This is a genomic window from Kitasatospora hibisci, from assembly GCF_043950205.1.
In the GTDB taxonomy this organism is placed as follows: Bacteria; Actinomycetota; Actinomycetes; order Streptomycetales; family Streptomycetaceae; genus Kitasatospora; species Kitasatospora hibisci.
On record NZ_CP171642.1, the window covers coordinates 4,361,826 to 4,375,953 of the forward strand.

The following is a 14,128-nucleotide window of genomic DNA, read 5'->3' on the forward strand; positions in this document are numbered from 1 at the left end:
GAGCGAGCGTCCAGCAACGGCTGAACCTGGCCGGACGGGGGTGAAGGAGACCAGAACCGAGGCCAGGCGGCTGCTCGGCCGCAGCCGTGCCGGTTGCTTCCAGCCGACGCAGCTGCCCGGCTGATGCCTCGACGTGTCGCAGCGGAGTGCAGAGGCCCTATGCCTCGGTGGAAGTGAAGCCCGCGCGGTACTCGCGTGGCGTGACGGCGTGTCCGGCACGGAACACCCGGGCGAAGTAGCCGGCGTCGGGCAGGCCCACGCGGCGGGCGATCTCGCCGACGGGCAGATCGGTGCCGGTCAGCAGTCGGCGTGCCTCGGTGAGGCGGCGCTCGGTGATCCACCCGACGACGGTCCGGCCGGTGCGGCGGCGGACCACGGTGGTCAGGTGGCCCGGCGTCATCCCGATGCTGTCGGCCACCTCGCGCAGCGACAGCGGTTCGGTGAAGCGTCGCTCGATCACTTCGAAGACCTCGGCGAGCAGGGGTTCGTTGCTGCGGCGCAGATCGCCGACCACATCGGTGGCCAGTCGGGCGACGTCGACGAGCAGCAGCGTCAGGTGCGCGAGCGCGGCTTGCCGGTAGCCGTCCTGCTGGTCGGCGAGCTCCGTTTCGATCGCGCCGATAGTGGCCGCCCACCTCGGCCGCCGGGCGGGCGGAACCCGTACGCGCAGCAGGCCGCCCGGGATCTGGTGGAGGAAGGGCAGCAGCAGCGGGTGAGCCCGCCAGGACGGCCACGCCGCCCGCTCGTCGCCGCCGAGAGCGGTCGGGTCGAAGAACAGCCCCGTCCCCGCCGTGAGCGCGGCGACGGCCCTCGGGTGGACTACCGCGCCCTGGGCGACCACGAAAGCGTCGCCGTCCGCGACCGGATCGCCCGGCAGATCAGGAGCACCGGGAGCACCGGGTGACGGCGGCGCGGCGCGCTCGACGTACACGAGCACCGGGAAGTCGTGGATGTGGCGCTGGTCGTACCCAGGGTGCGAGTGCGGTCCGAAGCGGAGCACGGAGACCGGCGGTGTCGCCGGGTCCGTCCGGTACTGGTAGACGGGTACGCCGGCGTGGAGACGGACCGCCCTTGCCATCTCGGTCATGCTGCCGAAGATAGTCCTACTTCTGTCAAGAAACGACTGACCAGCCTGGAAGCCAAGCAATCAGCATGGAGGACATGGCGAAAAATCATCCCACCACAGCTGCAGCCACCGCCCCGCGCCGCGACTACCTGCCTGCGGCCGGCCGCGACGCCTTCCTGCCGCTCTACGACCGGCTCACCGCCCTGCTGGGCGTTCCCGGACTGCACCGCACGCTGATCGAGCAGGCCGACCCCACCGAGGGCCAGCGCCTGCTCGAGATCGGCTGCGGCACCGGCAACCTGGCCGTCCTCGCCAAGCGATCCCGCCCGGGCGTCGAGGTGGTCGGCTCCGACCCCGATCCGCTCGCGCTGGCCCGCGCGCAGCGCAAGGCGCGCGGCCTCGACGGAATCCATTTCGAACGCGGCTACGCGCAGGCGCTGCACTACCCCGACGGCTCCTTCGACCGGGTGCTGTCCGCGCTGATGCTGCACCACCTCGACCGCGACACCAAGACGGCGGCGGCCGCAGAGGCGCTGCGCGTGCTGCGCCCGGGCGGGTCCCTGCACGTGGTGGACTTCGCCGGGCCGCAGGGCGGCATGCACGGCTTCATGGCTCGACGCATGGTCAAAGCCGGGCACTTGGCCGACAACGCCGGCGGCGGCCTCCAGCGCCTGCTGGCCGAGGCCGGTTTCGCCTGCGAGGCGGTCGCCGCGCGCCGCCACCCGGTCATGGGAGAGATCACCTTCTACCGGGCCACTCGCGCCTGAGACCCGACCCGGTGTCGCTGAGGAAGCAGCGTGCTCGTGATCCGAGGTGCCGCGTTCGTGAGCTCTGCTGGGCCGGCGAGCGCGGGTGCCTCTGAAGGGGGGATCCGACGCGGTTCGTGCTCGCCTTGCGCCCGCCGGTTGCCCCGCTCGCCGGCGGAGGTGACCGCTGCTACGGCGCTGCGCCGGCTGCACCCCCAAGGGCCGGGCGTCGAGACGACGAAGGCCCGTACCGAGTGGTCCGGGCCTTCGTTTGCCCTGGCGGGCGGAGGCGGGCGGAGGCGGGCGGAGGCGGGCGGAGGCGGGCGGAGGCGGGCGGAGGCGGGCGGAGGCGGGCGGAGGCGGGGGATACGAGATTCGAACTCGTGAGGGTGCCCCCAACGCGCTCTCCAGCTGCTCGCCCGACCGTCCGGGGGCAGTCGTGGGTGTCCTGACCTGCGGCGGAGCAACCCGCCAGCCGGGCTTCGAACGGTGCTGGACGGTGCTGGACAGGGGTGGACGCAACCAGAACTGCCGCCAGAACAAGCGCATCGCGATCAGGGACGGCATTCCTACTTCTTTGATAATTTGGGGCTCATGACTGAGATGCCCTACAGCATCGGCGAAGGGCCGGCCACCAGAGTCAGCCTCTCCCTGCCTGAAGGTACGGCCGAGGCGATCCGCCAACGGGTGGGCAAGCGCGAGTTCTCGGCGTTCATCACCGCAGCCGTCGAGCGGGAGCTGCGAGGGCAGATCCTGGATGAGTACCTCGCCGACTATGAACGTCGGAAGGGACCGGTCTCGGCGGCAGAGCAGGACCGGGCCCGGCAGGTCTTCGACGAGGTGTTCGCCGAGGAGGGCGAATGGCCCGTCGCAAGCTGAGTCATGAAGGCACCCTGGTGCTCGATTCAGAGGGCCTCTCGAAGCTGATCAATGACCACGAGCCGGCCGTCGCGCTGGTCGCGGAGGCCCGGAAGCGTGGCATGGAAGTCGTGATCAGCGCCTTGACCATCATCGAAGCCGCGCACGGCCGTACTGATCAGGCTCGCCTCCGGCGGATTCTGTCCGGGCTGAGAATTGTGCCGGTGGGTGACGAGGAGGCTCGGGCGGCTTCCGCGATGCTGATCGCCGCAGGCCTTCATGGCCACAAGTACGCGATCGACGCCGCTGTTGGCGAGATGGCTCTGCGGCAGCAGCGGCCGGTCGTCGTGCTGACGTCGGACACCGACGACATGGCCAAGCTCTGCGGAGATCGCGTCCGTCTCGTGGCCGTCTGACAGCTACCGTTCGACGACGGGGCCGGGCGGGAGGCAGGGCCGCGGCCTTCACACCGTTCGCGAGTAGCGTTTCGACCAGGCGGTCCGCGCCGCTCTTGGTGTCGATCAACATGATCACCCTGCCTTCGCGGGACGCGATGTGGGCGATCGTGGCGTTCTTGTCGGCGCGCTGCACCTGCAGCGCATAGTGCTCCATTGTGCTGACCGCTCCCGCGGACGGATCCACCGAGTGCGTGACCGGGTCCTTCAGGAAGCGCCGCACGAGGCTGTCGACGTTGCGGTCCAAGGTGGCGGAGAGCAGCATCGTCTGGCCGCCTTCGGCGACCTGGTCGAGAAGCGCGGTGACCTCGGGCAGGAAGCCCGTGTCGGCCATCCGGTCGGCCTCGTCGAGGACGGTGACACCGACCCGGTCCAGGCGGCAGAGCCTGCGCTCGACCAGGTCCCCCAGTCGGCCGGGCGTGGCCACCACGATCTCGGCACCGCGGTTCAGCACCTGCGCCTGGCGGCGGACCGACACCCCGCCGACCACGGTGGCCATCCGCAGACGCGCCGCGTGGGCGTACGGGGTGAGGGCTTCGGTGACCTGCTGCGCGAGCTCACGGGTGGGGACCAGGACCAGCGCGATCGGGCACTGCGGCTCGGCCTGCCGCCCTGCGGTGCGGGTCAGTACGACGAGACCGAACGCGAGTGTCTTGCCGGAGCCGGTGCGGCCCCGTCCCAGCACGTCGCGGCCGGCCAGCGAGTTCGGCAGCGTCGCGGCCTGGATCGGGAAAGGGGTGGTGACACCCCTCCGCGCCAGGATCGTCAGCAGTTCCCCCGGCATGTCCAGTTCCTCGAAGGAACCGACTGCGGGCAGGGCCGGCACGGTAGTCACCGGCACCGAGAACTCCCGCCGAGAGGCGGGTCCCGCGCTGCTGCCCGGTGCGGAGCGGGACCCGGTGTGTCGGCGCGGAGGACGGCTGGAGCGGTTTATGCGGGAGACCCCTCTCGGGGCGGCAGATGACGTACGGTCGACGCTCACCGGGAAGGCTGGAGCTGGAGCGGAGAACCCCGAACCGTGGACCGCCAGGGCGTGATGCCGGTCCGGACGCGGCGCTGCGCGTTCGCGCGGGAAGGCGGCCGGTGGACCGGATGCGCCCGCCCAGGCCGGAACAGCCCGGGGCGCGTTGTGGCACAAAGCCGAGAGGCCCGCACCGGGCATCATGTGCGCGGTGCGGGCCTCTCGCTGCCAGGCGACTGCCGTGGCAGTGGGAACTACAGCGGGCGAATGTTCTCGGCCTGCGGGCCCTTCTGGCCCTGCGTGACGTCGAACTCGACCTTCTGGCCCTCAAGCAGCTCGCGGAAGCCGCTGGCGTTGATGTTCGAGTAGTGGGCGAACACGTCCGGGCCGCCACCCTCCTGCTCGATGAAGCCGAAGCCCTTCTCCGCGTTGAACCACTTCACAGTGCCATTAGCCATGTAAAAGAATCTCCTTCAAGGGACCTTCCGGCACTCGCACGGTACGGGCACCGAGTCACCGCGATGAGCGCCCGCCCGGAAAATAGTCCGGAAAACAAAAGTGCGCCCGCGATACATCAGCAGGCGCACACAAAGTTCATGGGAACCACTACTGCAACTCCTTCGACTGTAGCAGCCCCAAGTCCGCAATGGGGGACATTTTGGCCCCGGTTTCGGCGGAGGTTGTCTCCGGCGCTGTCGGGCCGGATCCACCCCGCACACCAACACGCCTGTCAGTCAGGGTAATTGATCCGATCGCGCGTGCGCCCCGGCGCAGCAGCCGACCCGCGGCGCCCCGCCGGGCCCACTCCCGCGGGGGAGTGCCGTTCGACACACCCGGCATTTCGGGCATCCAGAATTCGGGCTGTCAGAAAGGGTCGTTTCCCGCGCTCCACCGCGCATACTGGCCTGGATGAGAAAACCTGAAGCAGTCCGCCGGCACCTGCCCACCAGCCCCTTCAAGGCCAGGACCGAAGCACCGCGCAAGCACTTCGCCCTCGGTGACCGCGTCACCCACGACGCCTACGGCCTCGGCCGGGTCATCGGTGTCGAAGGCGACACCGCGGTACTGGTCGACTTCGGATCACGACAGGAGCGCATCGCAGAGCCGTACCGCGGGATGTTCAACCTCTGACCCGTCCCGCCACGGGCGCCGTTCCGTCGCGTTCCGCCACCAGTCCTTCGGCTCCTTCGGCCGAGGCGGAGGAGGCGGGGTTCGAAAGCAGGCCGTGGTCGGAGTGAAAGACCACTCCGCGCACGTCCCCGCCGCGGGCGGCGACCGCTGACTGCACGGCGTCGGCGACCGGGCCGTCCCGCATGTGCTCCGCGAGCGACCCGCCCACGAGCCGCCGACCGGCAGGTACGTGATGTCCCCGCACCAGTGCACGTCAGGCGCCGACGCCGCGAACACCCGTCCGAACAGGTCCGGGGCCGGCGGCACGCTCCGGTCCGCGACCGCCGTGCGGACCGTGCGCCGCAGGTGCCGCCCGGCGAGCCCGCGCTCGCGCATCAGCCGGGCGACCCGCTTGTGGTTCACCGCGCCGTGCCGCTCCGGCAGCTCCAGGGTGATCCGGGGCACTCCGTAGGCGCCGTTCGACTCGTCGTGGATCCCCTCGATCCGCGAGCCCAGGTCGTTGTCGGCAGCCCTGCGCGCGGCCCGGGCGGCCGCCGCGGAGATCCACCGGTAGAAGCCGGACGCGGAGAGCCGAGCACCCGGCACAGCCGCTGTACTCCGTACAGGTCGCGATGGTCGGAGATGAACCGCCGGCGGCCGGTCGGAACGACGAAGGCCCGGACCGCAGTTGCGGTCCGGGCCTTCGATCAGGCGGAGGATACGAGATTCGAACTCGTGAGGGGTTGCCCCCAACACGCTTTCCAATTCTCCCGAACCCCGTCCGCCGGGGTTCGCACCCGTTCCGACCTGCAGCGGAGCCTTGGCTGAGCGTCGGCTGAACTTGGCCGGACGGGGATGAATGAGACCAGAACTGAGACCACGCGAGGGGATCGCCGGGGCGGTCGTGGAGTCAGCGAGGTGTCGGCGCGGGGCGTCGGGTCGCGGCGGCGAGGCGGGCGGCGGCTTCGGCGAGGTCGGCGGGTTCGGCTGCGGCGGCGAAGCTGAGACGCAGGTGGGCGGCGGGCGGCTCGGCCGGGAAGTGGTGGTGGCCCGGGTTGACTGTGACTCGGTGGGCCGTGGCCGCCTCCGTGACGGCGGCCTCCGTGAGGTCGAGGGGAAGCTGGACCCATAGGTGCAGACCGCCTTCCGGCACACGCAGAAGGGTCCAGTCGGGGACCTCGCGGGCGATCGCGTCGGCCAGGATGGCGCAGCGGTGGCGCAGTGCAGTGGCCAGGCTGCGTAGGTGGCGGTCCCACGCGGGGGTGCTGAGCAGTTCGACCGCGGCTTCCTGGAGGGGGCGGGCGATGAAGAAGTCGTCGACCTGCCGCATGCCGAGCAGGCGCCGCATGACCGGGCCCCGGGCGATGACGGCGCCGATCCGCAGGCTGGGTGAGGCCGGTTTGGTCAGCGAGGTGAGGTGGATGACGGTGCCGTCGCAGTCGTCGGCGACCAGCGGGCGCGGTACCGGGCGGCCGTGGCCCAGATGGCGGGCGAAGTCGTCTTCGATCAGGAAGGCTCCGGCGGCGCGGGCCACGTCGACGATCTGGCGGCGCCGTTCGGGGGAGAGGACGGTGCCGGTGGGGTTGTGGAAGGTGGGCTGGCAGTAGAGCAGGCGAGCACCTGTCATGGCGAAGGCGTCGGCCAGCAGGTCGGGGCGCAGGCCCTGTTCGTCCATTGGTACGGGCACCGGCCGCAGTCCGGCGGCGCGGGCGGCGGCGAGCGCACCGGGGTACGTCGGCGACTCGACCAGGACCGGGGACCCGGGGGCTGCGACGGCGCGGAACAACATGGACAGCGCCCCCTGCCCGCCCCCGGTCACCAGGACGTCCTCGGGGGCGACGTCGCCGCCCGCCTGACGGGCGAAGACCGTGCGCAGTGTCGACAGACCGGCCACCGGGGCGCGGTGCCAGGCGTCCGGGCGGCGGGCGGCCCGGGCGAGAGCACCACCGAGCAGCCGGGTGGGCTGGAGGCTCTCGTGCAGGTAGCCGCCGGACAGCGCGATGGTGCCGACCGCCGGTGTGCCGGACTGCTCGTTGGAGGTTTCAGGGAGGGGCTGGCGGCCGGCCAGGGCGACCGCCTGCCAAGAGGTGTCCGGTTCGCCGCCGGCGGCCTGCGGCCGGCGGGCGGCCACGTAGGTCCCGCTCCCCGGGCGGGTGACGACTGCCCCCTCGGCGGCCAGGAGTGCGATGGCCCGGGAGACGGTGACCGGCCCGACTCCGTGACGCACGATCAGGTCGCGGCTGCTGGGCAGACGATCGCCCGGGGCGAGCCGGGCGATCTCGTTCCGAAGGACCGCCGTCAGAGCCTCGGTACTGCTACCGTCATACATGAAGAATGAGAATAGCGCTTTCAGTCGCAGCGCGGAACCGCTCCTGGACCTCACCGCCCTCCGGGCCGACACTCCCGGCTGCGAGGCGGTGATCCACTTCAACAACGCCGGCGCCGGGCTGATGCCGCGTCCGGTACTCCAGGTGATGCTTGATCACCTCCAACTGGAAGCGGCCATCGGGGGGTACGAGGCATCCGCCGCCCGGGCCGCCGAGGTCGCCGACTTCCACGCCTCGCTCGCCGAACTCCTGGGTACCCGCCCCGGCAACATCGCCTTCGCCGCGAGTGCGACCCACGCCTACACCAAGGCCCTCTCCGCGATCGACTTCCGCCCCGGAGACGTCATCCTCACCACCCGCAACGACTTCATCTCCAACCAGATCGCCTTCCTCTCCCTGCGCAAACGCCATGGCGTCCGAATCGTGCACGCCCCCGACCGCCCTGACGGAAGCGGCGTCGACGTCGACGCCATGGCCGCGCTGATGCGCGCCCACCGCCCGAGCCTGGTCGCCGTCACGCACGTGCCCACCAACTCCGGCCTGGTGCAGCCGGTCGCCGAGATCGGCCGGCACTGCCGCGAACTCGACCTGCTGTACCTGGTCGACGCCTGCCAGTCGGTCGGCCAGTACCCCGTCGACGTGGAGCAGATCGGCTGCGACCTGCTCACCGCCACCTGCCGCAAGTTCCTGCGCGGGCCGCGCGGTTCGGGCTTCCTCTACGTGTCCGACCGGGCCCTCGCCGCCGGGTACGAGCCGCTGCACATCGACATGCACGGCGCGCGCTGGGTCGCCCCGGGCTACTACCGTCCAGTCGCCACCGCAGCCCGGTTCGAGGAATGGGAGTTCCCGTACGCCACCGTGCTCGGCTGCGCAGCCGCTGTCCGCTACGCGCTGCGGGTCGGCCTCGACCCGGTCGCCCGGCGCACCCCGGCCCTGGCTGGACGGCTGCGTGAGCACCTCGCCGCCGTACCCGGTGTCCGGACGCTGGACCGGGGGCCGGCCCCGGCCGCGTTGGTCACGTTGGCGATCGAGGGGTGGGAGTCGGAGCCGTTCAAGGCGGCACTGGACGCGCGCGGCATCAACTCCGCACTCAGCTACCGGGAGTTCGCGCAGTTCGACTTCGCCGACAAGGACGTGCAGTGGTGCCTGCGGCTGTCGCCGCACTACTACAACACCGAGGACGAGGTCGACGCGGTGGCCGGTGCGGTCGCCGAACTCGCGAGGAGCGCCCGATGACCCAGACCTCGACCGCGCCGGACACCACGGTCGCACCGGGCCAAAGCCTGTGGCACAACGGCGACTTCCTCCGGTTCTGGACGGGCGAGACGCTCTCCCTGCTCGGCACCCAGGTGACCAACCTCGCGCTCCCTCTGACCGCCATCGGCGCGTTCGGCGCGACCGACGAACAGGTCGGGCTGCTGCGCTTCCTGCAACTGGTCCCCTACCTCGGGCTCGCCCTGGTGATCGGTGTCTGGGCGGACCGGCACCGGCGGCGGCCGGTCATGCTCGGCGCCAACCTGGTCAGGCTGGTCCTGCTCGGCCTGATACCGGTGCTGTACTGGTGCCACGTGCTCAACCTGCCCGTGCTGATGGTGATCACCTGCACGGTCGGCATCGCGTCGGTGGTGTTCGACGTGAGCTGGATGTCGTACGTGCCGGTACTGGTGAGGAGTCCCGAGCACTACGTCGAGGCCAGCGCCAGGATGAGCACCAGCTCCTCCGCCGCCGACATCGCAGGGCCCGGGCTGGGGGGCGTCCTGGTGTCGGCGGTCGGTGCGCCGGTGGCCCTGGTCGCCAACGCCTTCTCCTACGCGGTGTCTGTCATCTCGCTGCTGCTGATCCGCACGACCGAGCCGCGCCCCGAACCGGTCGCCGAGCGGCACCTGTGGCGCGAACTCAAGGACGGCATGGGCTGGGAGATGCGCGACGGCGTGCTGCGGTCTCTCGCGCTGATCGGATTCTGCTGCAACTTCTCGATGGTCACCGTGTGGACGATGTTCCTGCTCTACGGCAACCACGACCTCCACCTCGGTTCGGAGACGATCGGGGCGGTCTTCGCGACCGCCTCCGTCGGCGGCCTGATCGGCGCGCTGATCTCCCGGAAGGTCATCGCCCGGTTCCCGCTCGGCAAGGTCTACTGGATCGCCCAGTCCGCCCTGCTGCTCGGCCCTTCGCTCATCCCCGCCGCCACCGGGCCGCGACCGGTGATGATCGGGATGTTCGTCCTGTCCTTCTTCACCACCTACCTGGGCCTCGGCGTGGCCGGTGTCGTCATCGTCAGTCTCCGCCAGGCCGCGACGCCGCAATCGATGATGGGCAGGATGACCGCCGCGTTCCGAACACTGCTGTTCGGCGGCGGCTCCCTGGGCGGCCTCTCCGCCGGCCTGCTCACCGGCCAACTCGGCGCCCGAGGGGCCCTGACCGTGGCCGCCGCCGGCTCCGCCGTCGTCATCATCGGACTGGTGCTCTCCCCGGTCAGCCGCCTCAAGACCCTGCCGTCCGCCTGGAAACAGACGGCAGCAGCCCGCTGACCGAACGCCGAAGGCCCGGACCGCTGAGCGGTCCGGGCCTTCGATCAGGCGGAGGATACGAGATTCGAACTCGTGAGGGGTTGCCCCCAACACGCTTTCCAATTCTCCCCGGCACCGTCCGCCGGGGTTCGCTCCCGTCCTGAACTGCAACGGAGCAAGCCGTTGGGTGGTGACCGTACCTGGTTGGACGGCGATGAATGAGACCAAAACTGAGACCACGCTGCCTGGCACCTACGGCCGGATCGCCTATCTTGCTCAGGGTCAGCTATCCGTGTCCTTGGGGTGCCGAGGCGAGGCGTAGACGAGATGGACGGTCCGCCCCGGCTCGTCGACGAGGTAGCGCACGCGCCCGCCGGCAGTCACCTCGTACTCCCACTGCGGTAGCTCGTCCCCGCCGAGAACGCGCGTCGCCAGGCGGCCTCGGAGCCGGTGCTGTCGATCGGGGTCGCGCGTGGACAAGGGGTCGGCGCGGAGCGCCTCGAAGCAACGACGAGTGTTCCCCGGAACCTCCGTGCAAAGGTCGCCCCACCCCTTGGCGGCCTCGCTGGTGGCGAATCGAAGCCGCCACTCGCCATCGATCGGTGGCGGCGGGACGTCGTCTCCACGCTTGGGGCTCACGGGACGAGTACCTCGCCGTGGTCATCGCCCGGGAGCGGTCCGGTGAGCTGGGCGCTCAGTTCGGGGTCCGCCAGGATCCTGGCGGTGGCCCGCCATTCGACGATCACACGGTGCAGGTTGGCGTGAACGTCCAATTCCACCACGTCGCGGGTGGCGTTCACGAGGTCGATGACGAACTCGCGTACCTCCTCGGCCGACAGGTGTCGGGTCCAGGGGAAGACCTCGGGGAGGGCGAGGAGAACCGCGCGCGCACCCTCATTGCTGGTGATCAGCGCTGCGAACAGTCGCGCGGTGACGTCGGCGGTTTCCTCACGCTGGCGGTCGTGGCGCTCGGTGGTGAGGTACAGGTCCTCGCCGTCGCGACGGGTGACGTGAACGCGGTGCGCCTGCTCGACGGTGTCCGCGACACGCTTCGAGTTCTTCGACAGGTCGGAGAACGACACGGTGAGAGTGGACATGGCTCGATGCTACTTCGGAACGTGTTCCGAAGTCAATCGAATCGAACGGGAGCGGATGCGGACAGGGCGATGCCTCCACCTTGCAGCGAAATTACGGAGAGTGTCCGAGCTTCTCGCGACCCTCAGGGGCTGTTGGATCCCAGAGGGCCCTGAAGGCCTCCTGTAGTGCGACTCCCTGCAAGTGTGAAGTTCACGATTATTCCTCTGGTGTCAGTCGAAGGCAGGGGTCTTCTCGTGATTCACCTACAAAGGTCCAGTTCAAGTCCATCATCCTGCGGGGCTGCTGGCGCTTCCTGCGAAGACTGCCTCAGTGGAGGTTTGTGCGCACTTCAGTGCGCACTTGGTGCCTGATGGTCAGTCATCTAGCTTTCTCTAGCAGAGCAGCCGATCGATGACGGAGAGAGAGTGACTGCGTTGAGTGACAAGAGCAGTGGCAGGAGACTCGTCTCCCGAGCCAAGATTGCAGAGCTGGCCGGTGTCGGGGCCTCTGCAGTCACGAACTGGCAGAACCGCCATCCGGACTTTCCGCAGGAGCTGCGGCACGGCCGCGATCGGCTGTTTCGACTCTCCGACATCGTGCAATGGCTTGACGCCCGGTCTGTGCCCAAGTCGGCACGGAGGGTGGAGGAGCCCGCAGGGGTCACCTACGGCGACAGGGCCCGGGCTTGGTTCGGGCAGTCCGAGGGAGTGCCCGTGGCCGGCTGGGCCACTGGGTTCGCCGTGTCTTCACCGAGCGCCGAGCAGCAGCGGTTGCGGTCCCGGCGAGTTCTGGCGGAGTTGCTGAAGCCCCAGATGAGGACAAGGTGGGGCGCGCCGTCGCTGACGGCTTACCTTCCCCTGCCGATGTGCCTGATCTTTCTGAGAAGGAGTGCACCCGAGGACTGGGCGGCTCTGGAGGACCGGGTCGGCGCACACCTGATGATGACCCCCAAGGGCTTCCTCGTAGAGGTGGGGGAGCGAACCGATCGGTTGCTGAAGACCTGTGGGGTGGCGCCGACCATGCGGCTTGCGCTGCACGGTCTTGAGCCCCTACCCGCTGCTGACGTACCGCAGTTGATGGCCTCGGTGGCCGAACTCGACCGGGATGCCTTCCGGGATCTGCTCGATGCGTATGCCGACGTCGTGCGCATGGACAGTCGTAGCGCCTTCACGCCCAGAACGGTGGTGGCCCTGCTGAGCGAGCTGGTTGCCCCGGAGGGTGTGTCGGGCCGGATTCACGATCCCTACCCGCGTGGCGGCGAACTGCTGTCGGCCATGGTGGCGGCCGGCGGCGACGGGTCGGTGTCGGAGGTGACGGTCGGGAGGCCGGACGCGGCGACGCTGCACCTGACCGCGATGAACCTGATGCTCCACGGCGTGACTCCGCGGGTGGGCACCCACGACATCGCACCACGGCCCGAGCCGGTGGATCGACGCGAGGAACGGGTGGACCTGGTGCTGACCAATCCGCCGTTCAACGCCGAATCGGGCCGGATTGTGGACGGAGGCTGGCGATATGGGCCCCCGCCTCCGTCCAACGCCAACTTCGCCTGGATCCAGCACGTCCTTTCCACTCTCGGGCCCGGCGGACGAGCTGCGGTGATCATGGCGGACAACGCTGCTGTGTCCGATCAGCCGAGGGAGCGTGCGATCCGGCAGGCCCTGGTCGAGGACGGCGTCGTCGACGGCATCCTCGCCCTTCCTCCCCACCTCTTCACCGGTACCGCGGTGTCGGCCTGCATCTGGTTCCTCTCGGCGCCGGCGCAGCGTACCGAGGTGCACTTCATCAATGCCCGCGAGTTGGGCGAGCTGGTCACTCGGACCCGCCGCGAGCTGAGCACCGACGATGTGCGGCTCCTGGGGCAGATCCACCGATCGCTGCGTGACGGGAGGCCGATGCCCGACGAAGCGCGTGCGCTCGGTCGATCGGTCTCCGTGGAGGAGATCGGGCAGCGTGATTACTCGCTCAGCCCCGTCGACTACGTCAGCCTCGGTGCGTACGAAGCGGCGACACCCGCCCAGGTGGAATCCGCCCGCCGGAAACTCGACGATGCCTTGGAACTGGCGGGACCCCTGGACGAGGAGGTGCGGCGGGTCTGGGATCGGGCAGCGCCCGGCCGAAGTCCGGAACCCGGTGCGAGGGGCCGACGGTACGTGCTCCTGCAGGATCTGTGCAAGGTGCAGCCTGGCCCGTCACCCTCCTTGATGAACCCCGGGATGTACTCCGCGGACGGCCCTGTTCGAGTGGTGCTGCCCAAGCACCTGCGAAACCGGCGGATCCACGGCAGCGAGGACACCAGGATCTCGGCACGCGACGCGCGGCGGCTCGAACGGTTCCTGTTGAATAAGGACGACATCCTCTGTACACGTACCGGGACGGTCGGACCCGTGGCACTGGTGGGAGCGGACGGGGCCGGCAGCCTCTACAACGGAAATCTCCTTCGACTGCACGGCTTCGAGCCCGGCGTGGACCCGCGTTTCGTCCTGTCATACCTTTCCCTTCCGGGAACTCAGGCGTGGATCAAGGACCGGGCGGCGATGTCGACCGTTGACTCGATCAAGACCAGCGCGATGAGACAGCTCCCGGTATCGCTGCCGCCCTACGAGGAGCAGCACCGCATCGGAGAGCTCCTGCGCGTGTTCGACGACCAGATCGCAGCCCACCAGCAGGTGGCTGCCGCAGCCGATGCCGCCAGAGCAGAGCTCTCGACGCTCCTGATGGACATCGCGGCAATGCCGACTGCCCACCGGCCCGATGCCGGACTCGTTCCTTCCAGCGACCACGACACAGAAGAGGAATCCGAAGATGAGTAACCTGCCCGTCGTCACGCGAGTTCCATGGCTGCTTGTCTCCGCGCTGGTCTCCGTGATCACCGCCTTGCTGGCCTTCATGCTGAAGCGGAGCGCCGGTACCGACCGGCACAGTGCTGTCCTCGCGGCCGGCGCGGCCTTCGCCAGTTGCATGCTGCTCTGCCTCGCGGTCCTCTCCGCCGCAGTGAGCGGTTGAATCGGGCGCCGG

The 14,128-nt window shown here is 69.6% G+C and carries 13 protein-coding genes and 1 pseudogene; 8 read left to right on the forward strand and 6 right to left on the reverse strand.

Annotation, left to right across the window (positions count from 1 at the left end; translation table 11 throughout):
• Positions 1-157: 157 nt before the first annotated feature.
• The gene (locus tag ACF9IK_RS18860; protein WP_395295352.1) at positions 158-1,087 is read right to left on the reverse strand and encodes a helix-turn-helix transcriptional regulator; all 930 of its coding nucleotides are present in this window, start codon (positions 1,085-1,087) and stop codon (positions 158-160) included.
• Between the two features lie 74 nt (positions 1,088-1,161).
• Between ACF9IK_RS18860 and ACF9IK_RS18865 the strand changes: the two genes are divergently transcribed.
• The 3 genes from ACF9IK_RS18865 to ACF9IK_RS18875 all read left to right on the forward strand — a co-directional run bounded on the left by ACF9IK_RS18865 (position 1,162) and on the right by ACF9IK_RS18875 (position 3,086).
• A complete protein-coding gene (locus tag ACF9IK_RS18865) occupies positions 1,162-1,833 on the forward strand; it encodes a class I SAM-dependent methyltransferase (protein ID WP_395295353.1) in 672 nt (223 codons plus the stop codon).
• 573 nt (positions 1,834-2,406) lie between these two features.
• Complete coding sequence (locus ACF9IK_RS18870; protein ID WP_395295354.1) at positions 2,407-2,691, forward strand: hypothetical protein; 285 nt, start codon at positions 2,407-2,409, stop codon at positions 2,689-2,691.
• Positions 2,673-3,086, forward strand: coding sequence for a PIN domain-containing protein (locus ACF9IK_RS18875; RefSeq protein ID WP_395295355.1), 414 nt, complete (start codon positions 2,673-2,675; stop codon positions 3,084-3,086). The genes ACF9IK_RS18870 and ACF9IK_RS18875 overlap by 19 nt, the downstream gene beginning before the upstream one ends.
• Before the next feature lie 277 nt (positions 3,087-3,363).
• Here the strand turns inward: ACF9IK_RS18875 and ACF9IK_RS18880 are convergent.
• Both ACF9IK_RS18880 and ACF9IK_RS18885 read right to left on the reverse strand, forming a co-directional pair.
• Positions 3,364-4,290 (reverse strand): annotated as a pseudogene (locus tag ACF9IK_RS18880) (DEAD/DEAH box helicase); the annotation flags it as partial.
• A gap of 50 nt (positions 4,291-4,340) precedes the next feature.
• Positions 4,341-4,544 carry a cold-shock protein gene (locus ACF9IK_RS18885; RefSeq protein WP_030916923.1) on the reverse strand — a complete coding sequence of 68 codons (204 nt, stop codon included), beginning with the start codon at positions 4,542-4,544 and terminating at the stop codon, positions 4,341-4,343.
• 451 nt (positions 4,545-4,995) lie between these two features.
• Between ACF9IK_RS18885 and ACF9IK_RS18890 the strand changes: the two genes are divergently transcribed.
• On the forward strand, positions 4,996-5,217 hold the full coding sequence (locus ACF9IK_RS18890) for a hypothetical protein (protein ID WP_395295356.1): 222 nt from the start codon (positions 4,996-4,998) through the stop codon (positions 5,215-5,217).
• On the opposite strand, the gene ACF9IK_RS18895 is transcribed toward ACF9IK_RS18890, so the two are convergent.
• Together ACF9IK_RS18895 and ACF9IK_RS18900 are read right to left on the reverse strand one after the other, a co-directional pair.
• Entirely contained in the window at positions 5,167-5,952 is a 786-nt protein-coding gene (locus ACF9IK_RS18895) for an IS3 family transposase (RefSeq protein ID WP_395295357.1), read from the reverse strand. The two genes, ACF9IK_RS18890 and ACF9IK_RS18895, sit on opposite strands and share 51 nt — an antisense overlap.
• Positions 5,953-6,106: 154 nt before the next feature.
• Positions 6,107-7,525 (reverse strand): PLP-dependent aminotransferase family protein, encoded by a 1,419-nt coding sequence (locus tag ACF9IK_RS18900; protein WP_395295358.1) that lies wholly within the window; start codon positions 7,523-7,525, stop codon positions 6,107-6,109.
• On the opposite strand from ACF9IK_RS18900, the gene ACF9IK_RS18905 reads away from it, so the two are divergent.
• Together ACF9IK_RS18905 and ACF9IK_RS18910 are read left to right on the forward strand one after the other, a co-directional pair.
• Positions 7,524-8,759 carry an aminotransferase class V-fold PLP-dependent enzyme gene (locus ACF9IK_RS18905; protein ID WP_395295359.1) on the forward strand — a complete coding sequence of 412 codons (1,236 nt, stop codon included), beginning with the start codon at positions 7,524-7,526 and terminating at the stop codon, positions 8,757-8,759. The genes ACF9IK_RS18900 and ACF9IK_RS18905 overlap by 2 nt on opposite strands.
• Complete coding sequence (locus ACF9IK_RS18910) at positions 8,756-10,054, forward strand: MFS transporter (RefSeq protein ID WP_395295360.1); 1,299 nt, start codon at positions 8,756-8,758, stop codon at positions 10,052-10,054. Before ACF9IK_RS18905 ends, ACF9IK_RS18910 begins: the two co-directional genes overlap by 4 nt.
• A gap of 614 nt (positions 10,055-10,668) precedes the next feature.
• Here the strand turns inward: ACF9IK_RS18910 and ACF9IK_RS18915 are convergent.
• Complete coding sequence (locus ACF9IK_RS18915) at positions 10,669-11,130, reverse strand: prevent-host-death family protein (RefSeq protein ID WP_395295361.1); 462 nt, start codon at positions 11,128-11,130, stop codon at positions 10,669-10,671.
• 414 nt (positions 11,131-11,544) lie between these two features.
• Between ACF9IK_RS18915 and ACF9IK_RS18920 the strand changes: the two genes are divergently transcribed.
• Together ACF9IK_RS18920 and ACF9IK_RS18925 are read left to right on the forward strand one after the other, a co-directional pair.
• A complete protein-coding gene (locus ACF9IK_RS18920; RefSeq protein ID WP_395295362.1) occupies positions 11,545-13,923 on the forward strand; it encodes an N-6 DNA methylase in 2,379 nt (792 codons plus the stop codon).
• Positions 13,916-14,116, forward strand: coding sequence for a hypothetical protein (locus ACF9IK_RS18925; RefSeq protein ID WP_395295363.1), 201 nt, complete (start codon positions 13,916-13,918; stop codon positions 14,114-14,116). The genes ACF9IK_RS18920 and ACF9IK_RS18925 overlap by 8 nt, the downstream gene beginning before the upstream one ends.
• Positions 14,117-14,128: the final 12 nt, after the last annotated feature.